The following is a 19,154-nucleotide window of genomic DNA, read 5'->3' as shown; positions in this document are numbered from 1 at the left end:
GAATCGATTTTCATCCGGAAGCAGCCAGCGATAATCTTAGGCGTCCTTCTCCACTCTTCTTCTGCAAACCGGTCACACTTTATGTTCTTTACCTCTATTCTGCGCCCTTTTTTTCTGCTTCTGGGGTTGCTGGCCCTGGTTTGTTCCCCAGCAATGGCTCAGGCGCCTGCCGCCGACAAGGACTCCGCCATGGCGACGCTGGCCCCCAAACGCCAACTGGCCGCGTTGCGCATGACCCAGCCCATCAAGCTCGATGGCGTGCTCGATGAAGCCGTGTGGCGCGAAGCAACCCCCGCCACCGACTTCATCCAGAACCGGCCCAATCCCGGCCCGCACGAAAAATTCCCCACGGAAGTGCGCGTGCTCTACGACGACGCAGCGATTTACATCGGGGCCGTGATGCACGACGTCTCGACTGATTCCATTCCACGGGAGCTCACCGACCGCGACAATTTTGGCAACACCGACTTCTTCGGCGTCTTTTTCGATACCTATCAGGACAAGCTCAACGGCTACGCCTTCTTCGTGACCACCGGCGGCGTGCAGATGGACGCCCGCTACTCGCCGGCCAGCGGCGAAGACTTCGCCTGGAACGCCGTGTGGGAAAGCCGCACCACCTTGCAAGGCACCGATTGGGTGGCCGAAATGCGCATCCCGTACTCGGCGCTGCGCTTTAGCACCGCCGAGATTCAGCAGTGGGGCCTGAATTTTATGCGGCAGCGCAAGCGCGAAAACCAGGCGTTTTTCTGGAACGAAGTACGGCCCGGTGTCGACGGATTCGTGAACCAGTGGGGGGTGCTCACGGGCCTGCGCGACCTCAAGCCGCCGCTGCGCCTTTCGCTCACGCCCTACGTGTCGAGCTACGTCAACCACTTTCCCTTCAACGAGCAGGGCAAGAAAAACACGAGCACGAGCTTCAACGGCGGGGCCGACGTGAAGTGGGGCATCAACGAAAGCTTCACGCTCGACGCCACGCTCGTGCCCGACTTCGGCCAGGTGCAGAGCGACAACCAAGTGCTCAACCTCTCGCCTTTTGAGGTCCAATTCAATGAAAACCGGCAGTTCTTCACCGAAGGCACGGAGCTGTTCAACAAGGGCGGGCTGTTCTACTCGCGCCGGGTCGGGGCCACGCCCATCGGCTTCGGGCAAGTGACCGGGCAGCTGCGCCGGGGCGAGCGCCAGGCCGACGGCAGCCGGCGCGGGGGCGAGTTCGTGGTGGAGAACCCGGGGGTGACGCGCCTGCTCAACGCCACCAAGGTGTCGGGGCGCACGAGCAAGGGCCTGGGCGTGGGCGTGTTCAACGCGCTGAGCAACGACGTGTACGCCACGGTGCAGGACAGCACCAGCGGCGTGCGCCGCGACGTGCTCACCCAGCCCTTTGCCAACTACAGCATCGTGGTGCTCGACCAGAGTTTGAAGAATAACTCCTTCGTGAGCCTCATCAACACCAACGTGACACGGGCCGGTAGCACCTACGACGCCAACGTCACCGGCGGCCTGTTCCGCTTCGCCAACAAGAAAAACGCCTACGCCGTGGACGGCCGCATGGTGTACTCGCGGCGCCGGGGCACATCTTTCGGCAGCGAGCGGCAAATCAACGACCAGGACGGCTACAAATACTCCGTGGGCCTGGGCAAAATCAGCGGCAACCTGACCTGGAGCCTCAACCACGGCATCGAGTCGGACACGTACAACCCCAACGACCTGGGGATTCTGTTTGGCAACAACAATATCTCGCAGTCCGCGCAGGTCGTTTACCAGAAGTTTAAGCCCTTCTGGAAGGTTAACAACTTTGCGATTTTTGGCGTGGTCAGCCAGACGCTGCTTTACAAGCCCACGCGCTACCAGGCGTTCAGCACCTACCTGGGAGCCAACACCACGTTCACCAAAAGCTTCATCCAAACCGGATTTGATTTTAATCTGGACGCCGCATCGCACGACTTTTTCGAGCCCCGTTCCCGGCCCCTGGGCGACTATTACGTGCGGGTACCAGGCAACGCCCGCCTGGTGTGGTTCATGAACTCTGACTCGCGCAAGAAATTTGCCTATGGCCTCAATGCCGGCATGCAGCACTACAACATCGACGACCGGCTGCCCCGGCCCCGCCGCACCGGATACAGCTTTGGCGCGTACCCGCGTTTTCGCGTCAACGACCACCTCACGTTCCGCTACAGCATCGATTGGAGCTTGGCCGTGAACCAAATCGGCTACGTCAACGGCGGCCTTGATGGAAGCCAGCTCCTCGACCAACCCATTATCGACCTCTTGGGCGGCGATTTCCGCACGGGCCGCGGCCCCGTGGATGCGCTGCTCGGCCGTCGCAACGTGGCCACGGTGTCGAACGTCGTTTCCACCGCCTACACCTTCACCAACCGCATGGCCTTCACGCTGCGGGTGCGCCACTACACCAGCAACGTGCACTACAATGATTTTGCGCAGCTGCGGCGCAACGGCGAAGAACAACTGGTGGCCTACCAGCGCAACCGCGACAACACGTACAACGCCTTCAACGTGGACGCGGTGTACTCGTGGTGGTTTGCGCCGGGCTCGCAAATCAGCGTGGTGTGGAAAAACGCCAGCGCCGACGAGTTATTCGCCGAGCGGGCCACGCCGCAGTACTTCGATAACTTCAACAGCACCATCAACACGCCGCACAACAACTCCGTGTCGGTGAAGGTGCTCTACTACCTCGACTACCTCAACCTGCGCCGGAAGCAGTAGGGGAGAATTGTAGCTAGAAGCAAACGCCTGTCGTGCCGCATAAAGCGCGACAGGCGTTTTTGTGGGAACTGCCTGCAAATTGTCCGTCCTTTGCACGGCTTTTTCACCATTCTCCGCAGCATGCCGGCAACTCCTGCCCTCGAACTTCGAACCGTAGCTGTGACGCGCTACGTGACCCCGCTGCGGGAAGGCGGCTCCCTCCCGGCCCTGGTAGAGGCCGACGACAACTTCCTTTACGTCCTAAAATTCCGGGGCGCCGGGCAAGGCGTTAAAGCCCTCATCGCCGAGCTTATTGTGGGCGAAATAGCCCGCACGCTGGGCCTGCGCGTGCCGGAACTGGTGTTTTGTGAGCTCGACGAAGCCTTCGGCCGCACCGAGCCCGACGAGGAAATCCAGGACTTGCTGCGCGCCAGCACCGGCCGCAACCTGGCGCTGCATTACCTCTCCGGCGCCATCACCTTCGATGCCCTGGTCACCACTATCGAGCCGCGGCTGGCTTCCCAAATCGTGTGGCTCGATTGCCTGACGCTGAACGTGGACCGCACCGCCCGCAACACCAACCTGCTCATGTGGCACAAAGAATTGTGGCTGATTGACCACGGCGCGGCCCTCTACGCCCACCACGCCGGCCCCGAATGGGCCAAGCCGCGCCCGCGCCCCTTCCCGCAGGTGAAGGACCACGTGCTGCTGCCCCAGGCCAGCGAGTTGGCCGAAACCGACACCGAAAACCGCACCAAGCTTACGCCTGAGCGCCTCCGCGCCATTGTGGCACTGGTGCCCGACGAGTGGCTGACCAACGGCGACGCCCCGCCCGCAGCGCAGCGCGCCGACTACGTTCGCTTCCTCGAAGCGCGCTTGGCGGCCTCCGAAATCTTTGTTCAGGAAGCCCAAGATGCCCGCAATGCAGCTATTTGAATACGCCGTGCTCCGCGTGGTGCCGCGCGTCGAGCGGGAAGAATTCCTGAATGTTGGGGTCATCGTTTATTGCCGCTCCCGGGGTTTCCTGGAAACCCGTTTTCAACTGCCCGAAGCCCGGCTGCGGGCCTTGGCGCCCGACCTTGATTTGGACGAAATAACCGCCCGCCTGCAGGCTTTCGAACGCATTTGCCAGGGCCGGGCCACGGGTGGCACTATCGGCCAGCTGCCCATTGCCGAGCGGTTTCGCTGGCTCACGGCCACGCGCAGCACGGTGGTTCAAACCTCGCCCGTGCATCCCGGCCTATGCGCCGATGCGAGTGAAACCTTGGCGCGGCTGTACTCCCAACTGGTGGAATAGGTTCGCTTCAGGCCGCGCTTTACAGCGCGAACGCCAGCCGAAAATCAGTCCCTTCTCCCGGAACGGACTGAACTTTGATGCTGCCGCCGTGCAAGTGCATTATCTGCTTGGCCAGGCTCAGGCCGATGCCGGTGCCGCCCTGCCGGGTGGTGAAAAAGGGGATAAAGATGCTGTCGAGCACGTCGGCCGGAATGCCGGTGCCGTTGTCGATTACGTCGATAACAACGTTGCCCTCTTCGGCGGCTTGGTGGGCTAGCAACTGGATGCGCGGCCGTGGGTGCTGGCGCACGGCATAAGCCGCGTTGAGCACGAGGTTGATGAGAACCTGCTCCATAAGGCGGGCGTCGACTTGCAGGGATAATTCCACGGGTTCCACCGAGGCCAGCAGTTCAATATTCGTCTCTGCCAGCTGGGCCGTCATGAGGCCGCGAATGTTGCTGAACAGTTCCTGCACGTACACGGTGGTGAGTTGCGGGGGGCTGATGGTGCTGAAATCGCGGTAGACCCGCGAGAACCGTAGCAGGCCTTCGCTGCGGTTGTGAATGATACCAATGCCCTCTACCACGTCCTCCAGCAGCGTTTGGACGGCCGGGGAGGCCGTTTCCAGCTCCCGGCGCAGGTCGCGGCGCAGGGTGTCGGCCAGCGAGGCGATGGGCGCCACCGAATTCATGATTTCGTGGGTCATCACGCGCAACAGCTTTTGCCAAGCTTCGGTCTCGGTTTCTTCCAGGGCGTGGCTCACGTTTTTGAACGCCACCAGCGTGAACTCCCGGCCTTGCAGCCGAAACGTAGTGGCCGAGAGCAGCAGCTGCATGGTTTTGCTGCCCACCGTGAGCTTCACTATGGTGGAAGCGCCCGGCTCTAGCTGACGAATGGCCTCGTACAGCACCGGCAGGCGTTTTTGCAGCGTGAGGATGTTCTTCAGATACGGCAGCTCCAGCGTGCGCTTAAACGACTCGTTGATGGACTCCACCCGCCCGTCGGCATCGTAGGAGATGATGCCCGTGTCGATGAGCTGCAGCACCGTTTGCAGGTAGGTAAACTGGGCTTCACGCTCGGCGCTGAGCTGCTGATAGGTGGCGCTGATTTGATTAAACGCCGCGTGCAGAGGCCGCAAGGCACGGTTGGGGTGGGCCTCGTTGTAATGCAGGGAGAAGTCGCGGTATTGCACGGCCAGCAGGAAATCGGCCAGGGCCCGGCTGCCGCGCGTGAGGTGCCGGCTCAGTTCCCACACGCCCAGCCCAAGCAGCAGCCCGGCCAGGGCCAGCAGCCCGTATTTGCCGTGCTCCAGCGCCCGCTCGGCCGCGTACAGCAGCCCGAACAGGACGAGCAGCCGCAGCACGATGCCAATTTCCAGCCGCTTAAAGGTCATGTTTTTCGAGGCGGCGGTAGAGGGCGGTGCGGGTGAGGCCGAGCTCTTTGGCCGCTTTGGTGATGTTGCCGTTGTGGCGCTCAATCACGCGCAGAATGGTGCTTTTTTCTACCTCATTCAGCTGCAAAGGCCCTTCGAATGGCAGCAAGCCGGCCGGCTGAGGGACAGCGGTTTCCATGGCCGAAAAGTGAAAATCCTGCGGGCGAAGGGTGTCGCTTTCAGCCAGGATAATGGCGCGTTCCACGGTGTGTTGCAGCTCGCGCACGTTGCCGGGCCAGCTGTGCTGCCGCAGCTTTTGCAGGGTGGCGGGGTCGAATTCCGGGGTGGGCTTGCGGTTGCGGGCGGCGTAGATGCCGGCAAAGTGGCGGGCCAGCAGCAGCACGTCGTCGCCCCGCGCCCGCAGGGGCGGCAGCGTGATTTCGACGGTATTCAAGCGGTAAATCAGGTCTTTGCGGAAGGACTGCTCAGCAGCCCGTTCGTAGAGCGGCGCGTTGGTGGCGGAAATCAGCCGAATGTCGATGGGCAGCGGCACGTTGCTGCCGAGCGGAATCACCTCCCGGTTCTGCAGCGCAGTGAGCAGCTTGGCCTGCTGCGCCAGCGAAATGTTGCCGATTTCGTCCAGAAACAAGGTGCCGCCCGAAGCAGCCGCAAATCGACCGATTCGGTCCTCGCGGGCATCGGTGAAGGAGCCTTTCTTGTGGCCAAACAACTCACTCTCGAAAATGCCCTCGCTCATGGCCGCGAGGTCGGCCGTGATAAAGGGCTTAGCGGCCCGGAAAGACCGTTGATGCAGGGCTTTGGCCACCAATTCCTTGCCGGTCCCGTTTTCGCCCAGCAGCAGAACGTTGGCCTCGGTGGGGGCTACTTTTTCGATTTTGTGAAAGACTTCCTGCATCGCCTCCGACTCGCCCAGCAGGGCAAATTCGGCGAACGAGGCCGCGCGCCGCGGACCGGCGGGCGCGCCTGCCGGGCGTCCTGCTTCCTTCGATGCAACAGCGGCGGCCAGGGTTTCCAGCAGTTGGGCGTTGTGCCAGGGCTTCACAATGAAGTCGGTGGCGCCGGCCTTAAGCGCCCGCACAGCCGTGCTGATTTCGCCGTGGGCGGTTATCATAATGACCGTGGCCGTGGGGTCCTTTTCGCGGATGCGGCCCAGCCAATAAAGCCCCTCGTTGCCGGTGCCGAGGGTGCTTTTGTAGTTCATGTCCAGAAAAATAACGTCGAAGCGCTGCTTGCTTAGGAGCGAGAGCAGCAGTTCGGGATTCTTTTCGGTCACAACTTCCTGCACCTCGGGTTTGAGCAGCATGCGAACCGCAAACAGCACGTCCGTGTCGTCGTCTACCACCAAAACACGCGCTTTCTTCAGGACCATGGAGCGTACCAGCTAATTCAGAATAGGAGCCCGCGCCCCGTTCCGGGTGCGAAGCACCGAAATACTAGCCACAATTGTACTACTTTCTAAAAAGCATCATGGAAGCGGCTAATGACCCTTTTTGGCGGCATCCGCTGCGCGAAGTGTATCACAAGCGAACGGTAGGTGTATCAAAACCGAACAGTTTTTGTGGCAGCAATACAGAATCGAATATTATTCCATTGATTTTCAATAAGTTATTAAATTGGCATCGTTCTTCGTTGCGTGTCACCAGTTGCCTTGCAAAGAGGCAACGCAAACACTGCCAGGGACATGGACGTAATTATCAAAAAGAAAACCTGGACCCCAGCCCGCCTGATGCTGCTCGGCGCGCTCGTGCTGGTGGTAGTGGCCGTGGTGGCCCTGCTGCTCACGTCGGCGGGCCCAGCCAAGCTGAACATTGACCCCGAGCGGGTGACCATTAGCGCGGTTTCGCGGGGGCCATTTCAGGAATTTGTGCCGGTGGATGGCGTGGTGATGCCCATCAAAACTATTTACCTCGACGCGCCGGAAGGCGGCACGGTGCAGCGCATTCTGGTGGAAGACGGCGCGGCGCTCGCGCCCGGCCAGCCCATTATTCAGCTCGTGAATACCGACCTGCAGTTGGAAATGGTGAACCGCGAAACGGCCGTGTTCGACCTGATGAACAACCTGCAAAACACGCGCAACCTGCTGCAGCAAAACCGCATTCAGCAACTCAACCAGCAGGCCGAAATCGATAACCAGCTGCGCGAGGCCAAGCGGATTTTCGACCTGAATAAGACGCTGTACGAGCAAAAAGTCATTGCGCGCCAGGAGTACCAGCAGACCAAAAACAACTACGACTACCAGCTGCGCCGGCGCCAGCTCAGCCGCCAGGCGGTGCAGCAGGATTCGCTGGCCATGCGCAACCAAATCAATCAGATGCAGCTGTCGGTGGGGCGCATGCAAAACAACCTGGCGCTGATGCGCCACAAACTCGACGACCTCACCATCAAGGCGCCCACGGCGGGCCGCATCACCTCGCTCAACGCCGAAATTGGGGAGTTGAAAACCCGTGGCCAGCGCATCGGCCAGCTCGACATGCTGACGGGCCTGAAGGTGCGCGCCACCCTCGACCAGTACTACATCTCGCGCATTTTTCCGGGCCAGAAGGGCACGATAACCGTGAACGACAAGCCCTACGAGCTGAGCGTAAAGAAGATTTTCACGCAGGTAACGCAAGGCGTGCAAGTAGACCTGGAGTTCACCGGCGCCGTGCCGCCTGACCTGCGCCGCGGCCAAACCGTGCCCGTCCGCCTGGCCCTGAGCGACCAAACCGTGGCCCTGCGCGTGCCCAAAGGCGGCTTCAACCAGAAAACCGGCGGCAACTGGATTTTTAAAGTGAACGCCGACGGCAGCAAGGCCTATAAAACCGACATCCGCCTCGGCCGCCAGAATCCCGATTACTACGAAGTCCTCGACGGCCTCAAGCCCGGCGACCGGGTGATTACCTCCAGCTACGAAGGCTACGAAAAGATGGGCGAGCTGGAATTGCGCGCCAAGAAAGAGTAGTTCAAAAATTGAAAGAATGTTATGCTGCGCGGCCAGTTCACCTCACCCCCGGACCCTCTCCCGTGAAGAGGGGAGCTGGACGAATGTAGCGTGGACTCTGCGAGTCCGCGCCCGCTGGAACGAGACCCGAACCATGTCCGAACGGCGCGACCGGGACGCGGACTCGCAGAGTCCACGCTACAGCTACCCTCCGCAACTCCTGCTTTTCTCACCTTCTGCAAAAAAGTACCTCCTAACCTCAACTCGCACTCCTTACTCCCATGATTAAAATCGAAAACCTCGAAAAGATTTACCGCACGGAAGAAGTGCAGACCAAGGCCCTGAACAACGTGTCGCTGACCGTGAGCGAGGGCGAGTTTGTGGCCATCATGGGGCCGTCAGGCTGCGGGAAATCGACCTTGCTCAACATCCTGGGGCTACTCGATGAGCCGGACGGCGGCAGCTTCGCCTTTGCCGGCACGGACGTGACCCACGCGCCCGAGCGCCGCCGGGCCGAGCTGCGCAAAAAGCACATCGGCTTCGTGTTCCAGAGCTTCAATCTGATTGAGGAGCTGACGGTGGCCGAAAACGTGGAGCTGCCGCTGATTTACCTGGGCGTGGGCGCGGCCGAGCGCAAGGAGAAGGTGGCCAAGGTGCTGGAGAAAATGCAGATTATGCACCGCCGCAACCACTTCCCGCAGCAGCTTTCTGGCGGGCAGCAGCAGCGCGTGGCCGTGGCCCGCGCCGTAGTCAACGGCCCCCGCCTGATACTGGCCGACGAACCCACCGGCAATCTCGATTCCAGCAACGGCAACGAGGTGATGGAGCTGCTCACGGAGCTGAACGAGGCGGGCACCACCATCATCATGGTCACCCACTCCGAGCACGACGCCCGCTACGCCCACCGGGTCATCCGCCTGCTCGATGGGCAGGTGGTGCTCGAACACGCGCACGTGTAGCGCCGCTCGCGCGCCTCGGTTTTTCTGATGCACTCACTCCTGATTCGCCGCACCCATGCTTCAGCATTCGCTACTCCTGATTTACCGGAACTTCAAGCGGTTCAAAACGACCTTTTTCATCAATCTGGTTGGCTTGTCGGTGGGCTTGGTGGGGGCACTTACTATTTACCTCTGGGTGCACGATGAATGGAGCTTCGACCGGTACCACGCCACTACCGGGCGGCTGTTTCGGGTGCTGGAAAACCAGCGCACGGCCGAGGGCATCAACACCTATGGCACGGCGCCGTTGCTGGCCGAGGCGCTGGCCGAGGAAATGCCCGAAATCCAGTACGCGGCCGTGGCTACTCCACCCAATTTCTTTCCTGGGTTCACGCTGGTGGCCAAGGGAAAAACAGTGCGGGCCGACGCCAAATTTGCCGGCAAAGACTTCTTCCACATTTTCTCCTACAACCTGCAACAGGGTGACGCCAGCCAGGTGCTGGCCAACAAAACCGCCGCTGTGCTCTCGCAGGAAATGGCCGCGGCGCTGTTCGGCACGGCGGCCAATGCCGTGGGCAAAACGGTGGAATGGCAACTGGCTGACCTCAAGCAAACCGTCGTTGTGACGGGCGTGTTTGGGCCCATTCCGGTCAATTCTACCGACCAGTTTGACGTGGTGCTCAGCTTTGATGCCTTCAAGGGCATCATGAAAATGGGGGAGTCGATTGACTGGGCTCAGGATGGGCCTTTTAACACCTTCGTGGTGCTGCACGAGGGTGCCGACGCAGTGCGGTTTCAAACCAAGATTTCAGGATTACTCCAACGCAAGCTGGCCACGAACAAGAAACGGGCCCTGCTCGTGCAGCCCTACGCCGACATATACCTCCACGGCGAGTATACCAACGGCATACCGTCGGGCGGGCGGATAGAATACGTGCAGCTGTTTTCGGCCATTGCGGTGTTCATCCTGGTGATTGCCTGCATCAATTTCATGAACTTGGCCACGGCCAAAGCTTCGCGCCGGCTCAAGGAAATCGGGGTGAAAAAAACGCTGGGTGCCAGCCGCTTTTCCCTGGTTGCGCACTACCTGGCCGAATCGGTGCTCATGAGCTTCATCGCGCTGCTCATTGCACTGGCGCTGGTGGAGCTACTGCTGCCGCAGTTCAACGCCATCACCAGCAAGCAGCTTGCGCTGTCCTTCCAGCCGCACTTGGTGCTTTCGGCGCTCGGCATCACGCTGATTACGGGGCTGCTGGCGGGCAGCTATCCGGCTATTTACCTGTCGGGGCTGCGGCCGGTGGAGGTGCTCAAGGGCCAGCTCGCCGGTTCGGTCGCCGACCTGTGGACGCGCAAGGGGTTAGTGGTTTTCCAGTTCATGCTCTCCGTGCTGTTCATCGTCTGCGTGTGGGTCATTCAGCGGCAGCTTGCCTTTGTGGAAAGCAAAGACCTGGGGTACAATCGCAACGGCATTATGTCTTTTGAGGCGGCAGGCAGGGCAGCGAAGCAGCCCAAAACGTTTCTGGCGGAGCTAAAGCGGTTGCCGGGCGTGGTGAATGCCTCTGGCATGTGGGGCTCGCTTGTGGGTACCTACGGCGCGGGGCGTCCAGTGGAATGGGAGGGCCGGAAAATTCTCGCCAACAACCTGGGCGTGAACTACGACATGCTCGAAACCTTGGGCATTACGCTGAAAGAAGGCCGCAGCTTTTCGCCCCAGTTCCGTGCCGACACCATGCAGATTATCGTCAACGAAGCCTTGGTGGCCAGCTTGGGCCTGCAAAATCCGGTGGGCCAGCTGCTGGACAACCAGCGGATTGTCGGCGTGGCGAGGGACTTTCACTACGAGTCGCTGCACGAGAAAGTGAAGCCCTTCATTTTTCGGCTGGAGCCGCTAACGGCCGGCACCATCCTGGTGCGGCTGGCACCGGGCCGGGAGCAGGAAGCCATCGGCCGAATCCAACAATTCTACGCCGCTTTCAACCCCGGCCAGGCGCTGCTCACCTACCACTTTCTCGACGATGATTATCAGGCCCAGTACGTCGCCGAGCGGCGCGTTGGGGTGCTGGCCCAGTACTTCGCCGGCCTAGCCATTCTGATTTCGTGCCTCGGCCTGTTCGGCCTCACGGCTTTCACGGCCGAACGGCGGCGCAAGGAAATTGGCATTCGCAAGGTGCTAGGGGCTAGCGAATTCAGTATCGTCTACCTGCTTTCGAGTGACCTCACGAAGCTCGTCGGCGTGGCTATTCTGCTTGCTTTGCCGGTTAGCTACGTGGTGGTGAAGCAGTGGCTGGAGAGCTTCGAATACCGCATAAGCCTGGAGTACTGGTACTTCCTGGGGGCGGGCCTTGTGGCCGTATCGGTGGCCTGGCTCACCATCGGCGCGCAGGCCTGGAAAGCCTCCCGAACCAACCCCACTCTTTGCTTACGGGATGAATAACCGGCTCTTTTCCAGCAAAGAGCCTTTGGCCGAAGGGCATCAATATTCTTTTTTCTGCAGGCCGTCAACCGGCCACTCCAACATTTTTCCGCCATGTTCAAGAACTATTTCCTCGTGGCCTACCGGAACCTCATCCGGCACAAAGGCTTTTCCTTTCTCAACATTGCCGGGCTGGCATTGGGGCTCACGGCCTGCCTGCTGATTGGGCTGTTCGTGTACGACGAGCTGCAATTCGACAAGTTCGTGCCCGACGGCGACCGGGTGTACCGTGTGTACACCGAGCAAACGAACAAGGAAATGCCCGATACCTACGCCCCGGTGTCGCCGGCCTACGCGACCACGCTCAAGCGGGAGTTTCCCGAAGTGGAGCAATCGGTGCGCATCCTGATGCAGTCGGCCACCAACCTGCTGGAAGTGGGCGACAAAAAAATCTACGTGGAAGACGGGCAGATTGCGGATTCGACCTTTTTTGGAATCTTTCCGCTGGCCTTCAAGTACGGCTCGGCGGCCGGAGCGCTGGACGCGCCCACCTCGATTGTGCTGGCCGAGGACGTGGCCAAGAGCTTTTTCGGCAACGAAAATCCCGTGGGCAAGGAGATAAAGATGAACAAATCACCCTTCGTGGTGAAGGGCGTGCTGCGCAACGACTTGTCGAAATTTCACCTGAAAATTAATTACGTCATCCCGCTCGCGGCAGCGCAACTGCCGGCCAAGCGCATGACGAATTGGGGCTGGCACCAGTTTTTTACCTACGTGAAGCTGCGCCCCGGCACCGATGCCAAGCAAACCGAGGCCAAGCTGCAGCGCTACATCGTGGAGAAAGTGCAGCCGACGCAGAAAGACGAGGAGATAAACGACAAGCCGTTTTTGCAGCCCCTGCAAGCCATCCACCTCTATTCGTCCAGCTTCAAGTACGACTTGTCGGTGAAGGGCAACATCACCTACGTGAAGGCGCTGAGCTTTATCGCAGCGTTTATCCTGCTGATTGCCGGCTTCAACTTCGTGAATTTGTCCACGGCCAAGTCCATGCAGCGGGCCAAGGAAGTGGGCATCCGCAAAACCATCGGGGCCAGCCGCCAGCAGCTGATGCTGCAGTTTCTGAGCGAAACCGTGCTGCTCACGCTGGTGAGCGTGGTGCTGGCCGTGGTGCTCACGGCGCTGCTGCTGCCGTCGCTGAACGCCTTCACGGGCAAAACCATGACGTTTGATTTGCTGCGCAATCCGGCGCTGCTGGGCCTGTTGGCGGCCCTGACGGTGGTGGTGGGCTTGGTGGCGGGCTTCTACCCGGCGCTGGTGCTGTCGAGCTTCCAGCCGGTGAAGGTGCTGAAAAGCGCCGTGGTCACGGACGGCATTTTTGGCCGGGTGCACTGGTTGCGCCACGGGCTGATTGTGGTGCAGTTTGCGCTGTCGGTGTTCCTCATCATTTGCGCCATCGTGGTGTTTCGGCAGGTGAGCTACCTGCACAACAAGGACCTGGGCTTCAACCGCGACCAAATCATGTTTTTCCCCATGCGGGGCGACAACATGAACCAGCACTATGACACCTTCAAAAACGAGCTGGCGCAAGTGCCCGGCGTGGCGTCGGTGAGCATCGGCTACGGCTTTCCGGGCGACCAGGTGGCCGGCGACGGCATCATGGTGCCCACCAATGGCGAGATGAAAGAGCACTCGACCACGCAGCTGATGGTGGACTACGACTACCTCAAAACCCTGGGCCTGGAGCTGGTGGCGGGCCGCGACTTTTCGAAAGCGCAGTCCACCGACAAGGACCACGCCTTCATCCTCAACGAAACGGCCGTGAAAGAATTTGGCTTCGGCACGCCGCAGCAAGCCCTCGGGAAAAAGGTGCAATGGAAGGTCTGGAGCGATAGAAACCCCGATTCGCTGAAAGTGGGCCAGATTATTGGCGTGGTGAAGGACTTTCACTACAAGAGCCTCTACGACCGGCTGGAGCCGGCCGTGCTCCAAATCTTCCCCGGCGCCTACTGGAAAGTGGCCGTGAAGCTCAAGGGCGAAAACCTCGGCAGCTCCGTGGACGGCGTGAAGCAGGTCTGGGCCAAATTCAGCCCCGAAAGCCCCATCGAGTACAAGTTTCTGGACGACAACTTCGACCAGATGTACAAAGCCGAGGACAAGCTCAAAACCCTGCTGTGGACGTTTACCGGCATTGCCATTTTTGTGGGCTGCCTCGGGCTGTTCGGCTTGGCCACTTATGCCGCGGAGCGCCGCAAGAAGGAAATCGGCATCCGGAAAGTGCTGGGCGCGAGTGTGGGCAACATCGTGGCGCTCTTGTCGAAGGAATTCCTGGTGCTGGTGCTGGTAGCGGCGCTTATTGCCTTCCCCGCCGCCTGGCTGGCCATGAGCCGCTGGCTGCAGGACTTTGCCTACCGCATCGACATGCCGCTGTGGGCCTTCCTGGCCGCGGGGCTTATCGCCGCCACGGTGGCCTTCCTCACAGTTGGGTACCAAGCGGTGCGCGCCGCCACGGCTAACCCGGTGAACAACCTGCGGGCTAACTAGCTTATGGCCAATTGAATGGAGGGCTGGGTTAATCTCACTTGTGTCCAAATTTGATTGAATTGCGAGCGTGTCAACTACCCATTTTCGCTCTCTGTTCGCCAAGCGCAACGGTAATTCCTTCGCTTGCTAAAGGCAAAACTTCGGCAGTAGTGGCTCCACAAAACCTTGTGGTGAACGGGAAAAATTCTCTGAACTAAAACAGAATCTTAAGCATAAAGAAAGGCTTTGTGAATGCTGATTCTAGCGGATTGTGAAATTTTTTATAAAAAATTTGTCATTGATAATCAGGCAGTAATGGATTAAAAACGTAAAATTTGGCATAAGCCTAACTCGCTACTTTGTTTTGCACAGTACCTGTTATATATTTGTACTGTTCGACGCCCAGTACTGGTGGCCGCACGTAACCTCAACCTTTTCACCTTTTTTCTCTGCAATCATGAAATTCTCCCTCGCCCCCCGCTCCGCCCAGTCCTTGGCTGGCGCCCCCATCCAGAACCGCATTCAGGGCCTTTCGGCAGCACCTTACTTGCGGGCTACCTTGCTCGGCGCGCTTGTCGTGTTGGGCAGCGCCGGCACCGCGTTGGCGCAGGATGCCCCAACGGTGAAAGCAAAGCAGCCCAATGCCCAGAGTTTGTGGGTAACCATCGACAACCCTGCGCAGCAGCGCATGCAGCTCCGCGTCGTCTCCCTCAGCACCAATAACTGCTTGGTAAACGAGGTCAATTCCCAGCCCTCGTACGGCACCCAATTGAATTTCCGCAACCTGCCGGCCGGTAAGTACGCTGTGCTGCTGCGCGTAGGGCAGGAGCGGTACCGCTACAATGTGCAGGTTGAAAGCCAGACGCAAACCATTATTTCGGTACCCGGCCTTACGGTGCCAAACGCCTCCGAGGCCGTGGCCTCAGTGGTTAGATAGTTCCTGTCGGCCAAGCCAAGCGTATTCCGTGAAGGCTGCGCTGAAAACCGAAAAACCCCGTTTGCGCCAGCAAACGGGGTTTTCTGTGATGATGCAGGAATGCAGGGCCTAGCTCAGACCAAAGTAATTAATGTGCTTCCTATATGTGCATTGCAAAAAAACACTGCTCGACTAGAGCAGCCGGGCAGTGCAGTGCTTCCAACAAAAAACGGGATTAGTGCGAAAAAACAGATGTGCTAACAGTTGCCTTGCCATTGGCGTTAGGCTCGGAGTACGTTAGGCGCAGCGTCTTGTCCGTTAGTTCGGTCACGGCAAAGCGCCTCGTGTAGTCGGCTTGGGTTTCAATCAACGAATCCGCCGTCGCAGTCAGGCGCCAAGTGCCATCAATTGGCGTAGAGGCCTCCCCATTGGACCGAACACCGCGTAGCAGCGAATACGTGCCGTCGGCCTTGTACGTAGCACTGGTAACCAACATGGATGGCTTGGTATACGGAAACAGGTCGGAAGTTGTAACCTGGTTGGTTGCTTCATCGGTCGCGCTTATGGTCAGGCCGGTTTGGCGCCAGGCGCCGGTGGTGAGCAAGGCAGGTCGGGCCAGAGCCAAAGCGGCGGCTGAAGATTGAGGAGAGCTATGTACTTTATCCAACTCCTTTTCGCAGGAAGCCAGCGTCAGCGCGGCCAGGGCCACACCTAATAATAAGGGCGTTTTTTTCATGCAAATAACTTTATAAATATTATGCAGCGCCTAATTCTAGGGCTGACATAGTTAGAAATAGCCTGCCTAAAAGCCAAGCAACTATAATCAATCCAGAACGGATGTCCTGTATTGCCAAGCCCAACTAATTCAAAATTATTTCAGTTCAGTTATTCGCGGAAAAATGCTATTATTTAAAATTAATGCCCGTAAAATTACATCAATGAGATTTAAGTAAAATGTTTGATTTGCAGATTGTTAATAATATTTATTTTTTGGAATGCTTATTTCCAATAGAATTTTTGTTTCATGCTTTAATGGTTATTTTATATATAAGAAGTATTAATGTTGTATAGTATGTCCAGCTCGGTTTGGAAGATTCCCTTTCCCGCATTTGCGATAACAAAGGCAGGTTGATGCAATCGAGATAGACGGCCAGCCAATAACCATTTGCAACCGCACCGGGCTAAAACCGAAAAACCCCGCCTGCTCGTCGCAAACGGGGTTTAAAGTGGAGATGCAGGGATTCGAACCCTGGTCCAGACAAGGAAATCAACGTGCTTTCTACGTGCGTATCTATGCTTGGATTTTCATGGCGGTACAGGCGCACATCAGGCCTTTGCACTGCCCCTAGCTGCAGTTGGGTTTCGCCCCCGAGTCACAGCTCCTCGAAGGCTATTTTCTACTTACGACGCTCCGAACTCCCAGGTGTAGAAACTTACCCGGGCGGAACGATGGCAATTACCTAATTCTGAACTAGGCAGCCATGGCGTACGAATAGTCGCCAGTTGTTGTTTGATAGATTTTTTGACAGGAGAGCTTCCATCAACTCCTGGCACGCTTACCCGCAATTTGCGCAAGCTGTCAATTCCGGTCATCCCCAAATGGTAAAGAACGAGTCCCGAATAACTGGTTAGGGCCAAGCGGGCCGCGAAGGTACGCGGTGAAGCTGAAACGATGGGGGAGGAGGGAAGGTTTCCATCAATGCGGGTGTTCGAAGATAGGAAGAACGAAGGCGTCTGAATAAAAAAGGTGGTCATGCAGAGCGCAGCGCAGCATCTCGCGTGAGTTACCAACTCAACGAAGCGGGCAAGATGCTTCGCTGCGCTCTGCATGACGTTCTGAATACCCAAAACCGCTTCCAAAGCCGCCCTTTTTTGGGTAACTTTGTAGACAGAACTTATGGATAATTTCGTCGTTTCGGCCCGCAAGTACCGTCCTTCCACGTTTCGTAGCGTGGTGGGGCAGCAGCACGTTACCACCACGCTGCAAAATGCCATTCAGAGCCAGCATTTGGCCCAGGCGTTCCTGTTTTGCGGCCCGCGTGGGGTGGGCAAAACCACCTGCGCCCGCATCCTGGCCAAAACGATAAACTGCACCAGCCTATCGGCCGAAACCGAGGCTTGCGGCACCTGTGCTTCCTGCGTAGCCTTCCAGGAAAACGCCTCGTTCAACGTCCACGAACTCGACGCGGCTTCCAACAACTCAGTTGAAGACATCCGCTCGCTGGTAGAGCAGGTGCGCTACGCGCCGCAGGCCGGCAAGTACAAAATCTACATCATCGACGAGGTGCACATGCTCTCGAACGCGGCCTTCAACGCCTTTCTCAAGACGCTGGAGGAGCCGCCGAGCTACGCCATTTTCATCCTCGCCACCACCGAGCGCCACAAGATTATCCCCACCATCCTGTCGCGCTGCCAGATTTTCGATTTCAGCCGCATCAAGGTGGAAGACATGCGCGGCCACCTGCGCTACGTGGCCACCCAGGAAGGCATCACCGCCGAAGACGACGCCCTGCACCTGCTGGCCCAAAAGGCCGACGGCGGTCTGCGCGACGCCCTGTCGATGTTCGACCAGATGGTGACCTTCGGCGGCAACAACCTTACCTACAAAGAGGTGGTGCAAAACCTGCACATCCTCGACTACGACTACTACTTCCGCTTAGTAGATAGCCTGCTGACCGAAAACCTCTCCGCTGCGCTTTTGCTGCTCGATGAGGTGATGCAGAATGGCTTCGACCTGCACAACTTCGTGGTGGGCACCGCCGAGCACCTGCGCGGCTTGCTCGTGTGCAAGGATGCCGTGACCGTGCAGCTGCTGGAAGTGTCCGACGGCATAAAGCAGAAGTACGTGCAGCAGGCCCAGGCCGCGCCATTGGCTTTCCTGCTCTCCGCCTTGAACCTCATCAGCCAGTGCGACCGGGAGTTCAAGCAAGCCAAGAACCAGCGCCTCCACGTGGAACTGGCGCTGATGAAGCTGGCGTATCTGAACGGGGCCGTGCAGTTTGTTCGCGAACTGAACCCCGCCAACGGCGAGGCTAAAAAAAAAACTAATGGCCTAAACGGTGGGGGAGAGGCTTCGGCCACTCCCGGGCCGGGCAGCAACGCCCACGCGCAGCATGCGCCGGTAGTATCTTCTGCGGCCATTACTCCGGCGGCATCTGGACCCTCCACGGTTTCTTATGCGGCCCCAGCAGCTTACGCCACGGAGTCGCCGGCCGCGCCTTACCATGCTGCTCCGCGCCCGGCCGCAGCTGCGGCATTGCCGATGCCGGCCGGGGCGCCCGTTGCCACTGGTCCGGCCCCGGCCGACGGTCCCGAGCCGCTGCCCGTGGAAAACGGCGTGGAGGAAATGCACGACACGCCCAGCATTGAGGCCGACCCAGTTGCCGCCATCACCGAGCGCCACCAGATGCGGGATACGCTGCCGCACGTCGAAATCGGCGTACCCAGCTTCGAGGGAATTGAGCCCGCGCCGCGCCCGACGCCGGACGCCGCCTTTGCCAAAATTCCCAGCCTCACCAGCAAGCTGCCGAGTCTCAAGAACATGAGCAGCCGCGCCGCTAGCCCCTCCGCGGCGGCGGTTTTGGCCGAGCCGCAGTTCACCAGCGGCCCGGTGGCGCCCATCGATGCCAATTTGTTGCAGCGGGTGTGGCAGGAACTGGCCGAGGAGCGCCGCGCCCAGGACCGCATGAGCGAATTCTGGGTGCTGAACCGCCCCGTAACGGCCAATGCTGAGCACAACATTGAGCTGGCCGTGGACAACCCTATCCAGGTGGACCAGTTCAATGAGATGCGGGTGGAGTTTCTGTCGGAGCTGCGCCGCCGCACCGGTCACCCGCGCCTCACGGTGCAGCCCATGGTGACGGCCGCCGCGCCTACCGCCAAGAAGCTGTACACGGCCTCCGACAAGTTTGAGTACCTGGCCGAGCGGTTTCCGGCCTTGCGAGAGGCCAAGCAGCGCCTAGGGTTGGAAGCAGACTTTTAAGGTCTCGAAGAAGGAGGGAAGCAAGGAATGAGAATAGGGTTGTGAGGGCTTTGTAGCCCAGTCACACCTATTCCACCTGTCAGATTGTACGAAGTA

Annotated in this window: 12 protein-coding genes and 1 other RNA gene; 9 read left to right on the top strand and 4 right to left on the bottom strand. The window is 59.1% G+C overall.

Annotated elements, in window-relative coordinates; genetic code table 11:
• The first annotated feature begins 153 nt into the window (after positions 1 to 153).
• From I2I05_RS06090 to I2I05_RS06080, 3 genes are all read left to right on the top strand, one after another.
• Positions 154 to 2,721, top strand: a complete 2,568-nt coding sequence (locus I2I05_RS06090) for a DUF5916 domain-containing protein (protein ID WP_196281328.1) — start codon at positions 154 to 156, stop codon at positions 2,719 to 2,721.
• A 120-nt stretch (positions 2,722 to 2,841) separates the two neighbouring features.
• On the top strand, positions 2,842 to 3,636 hold the full coding sequence (locus I2I05_RS06085; RefSeq protein WP_196281327.1) for a HipA family kinase: 795 nt from the start codon (positions 2,842 to 2,844) through the stop codon (positions 3,634 to 3,636).
• Positions 3,614 to 3,997 (top strand): DUF3037 domain-containing protein, encoded by a 384-nt coding sequence (locus I2I05_RS06080; RefSeq protein ID WP_196281326.1) that lies wholly within the window; start codon positions 3,614 to 3,616, stop codon positions 3,995 to 3,997. Before I2I05_RS06085 ends, I2I05_RS06080 begins: the two co-directional genes overlap by 23 nt.
• 19 nt (positions 3,998 to 4,016) lie before the next feature.
• Here I2I05_RS06080 and I2I05_RS06075 read toward each other — a convergent pair whose 3' ends face one another.
• Both I2I05_RS06075 and I2I05_RS06070 read right to left on the bottom strand, forming a co-directional pair.
• The gene (locus tag I2I05_RS06075) at positions 4,017 to 5,369 is read right to left on the bottom strand and encodes a sensor histidine kinase (protein WP_196281325.1); all 1,353 of its coding nucleotides are present in this window, start codon (positions 5,367 to 5,369) and stop codon (positions 4,017 to 4,019) included.
• Positions 5,359 to 6,738 carry a sigma-54-dependent transcriptional regulator gene (locus tag I2I05_RS06070; RefSeq protein ID WP_196281324.1) on the bottom strand — a complete coding sequence of 460 codons (1,380 nt, stop codon included), beginning with the start codon at positions 6,736 to 6,738 and terminating at the stop codon, positions 5,359 to 5,361. Before I2I05_RS06070 ends, I2I05_RS06075 begins: the two co-directional genes overlap by 11 nt.
• Positions 6,739 to 7,050: 312 nt before the next feature.
• Between I2I05_RS06070 and I2I05_RS06065 the strand changes: the two genes are divergently transcribed.
• From I2I05_RS06065 to I2I05_RS06045, 5 genes are all read left to right on the top strand, one after another.
• Entirely contained in the window at positions 7,051 to 8,310 is a 1,260-nt protein-coding gene (locus tag I2I05_RS06065; RefSeq protein WP_196281323.1) for an efflux RND transporter periplasmic adaptor subunit, read from the top strand.
• A gap of 260 nt (positions 8,311 to 8,570) precedes the next feature.
• Positions 8,571 to 9,248 (top strand): ABC transporter ATP-binding protein, encoded by a 678-nt coding sequence (locus I2I05_RS06060; RefSeq protein WP_196281322.1) that lies wholly within the window; start codon positions 8,571 to 8,573, stop codon positions 9,246 to 9,248.
• Positions 9,249 to 9,303: 55 nt separating this feature from the next.
• Positions 9,304 to 11,661, top strand: coding sequence for an ABC transporter permease (locus I2I05_RS06055; protein ID WP_196281321.1), 2,358 nt, complete (start codon positions 9,304 to 9,306; stop codon positions 11,659 to 11,661).
• Positions 11,662 to 11,754: 93 nt separating this feature from the next.
• The gene (locus I2I05_RS06050; RefSeq protein ID WP_196281320.1) at positions 11,755 to 14,181 is read left to right on the top strand and encodes an ABC transporter permease; all 2,427 of its coding nucleotides are present in this window, start codon (positions 11,755 to 11,757) and stop codon (positions 14,179 to 14,181) included.
• 436 nt (positions 14,182 to 14,617) lie between these two features.
• Entirely contained in the window at positions 14,618 to 15,097 is a 480-nt protein-coding gene (locus I2I05_RS06045; RefSeq protein ID WP_196281319.1) for a hypothetical protein, read from the top strand.
• A gap of 214 nt (positions 15,098 to 15,311) precedes the next feature.
• On the opposite strand, the gene I2I05_RS06040 is transcribed toward I2I05_RS06045, so the two are convergent.
• Together I2I05_RS06040 and ssrA are read right to left on the bottom strand one after the other, a co-directional pair.
• On the bottom strand, positions 15,312 to 15,812 hold the full coding sequence (locus I2I05_RS06040) for a hypothetical protein (RefSeq protein ID WP_196281318.1): 501 nt from the start codon (positions 15,810 to 15,812) through the stop codon (positions 15,312 to 15,314).
• A gap of 488 nt (positions 15,813 to 16,300) precedes the next feature.
• Positions 16,301 to 16,673, bottom strand: a transfer-messenger RNA (tmRNA) gene (ssrA, locus tag I2I05_RS06035).
• Positions 16,674 to 16,973: 300 nt separating this feature from the next.
• Between ssrA and I2I05_RS06030 the strand changes: the two genes are divergently transcribed.
• Entirely contained in the window at positions 16,974 to 19,058 is a 2,085-nt protein-coding gene (locus tag I2I05_RS06030) for a DNA polymerase III subunit gamma/tau (protein ID WP_196281317.1), read from the top strand.
• Positions 19,059 to 19,154 lie beyond the last annotated feature (96 nt).

Origin of the sequence: Hymenobacter jeongseonensis (assembly GCF_015694725.1) — a bacterium.
GTDB classification, from domain to species: domain Bacteria; phylum Bacteroidota; class Bacteroidia; order Cytophagales; family Hymenobacteraceae; genus Hymenobacter; species Hymenobacter jeongseonensis.
Note: the sequence above shows the minus strand (reverse complement) of the source record. Positions and strands in the feature narration are given on the sequence as shown.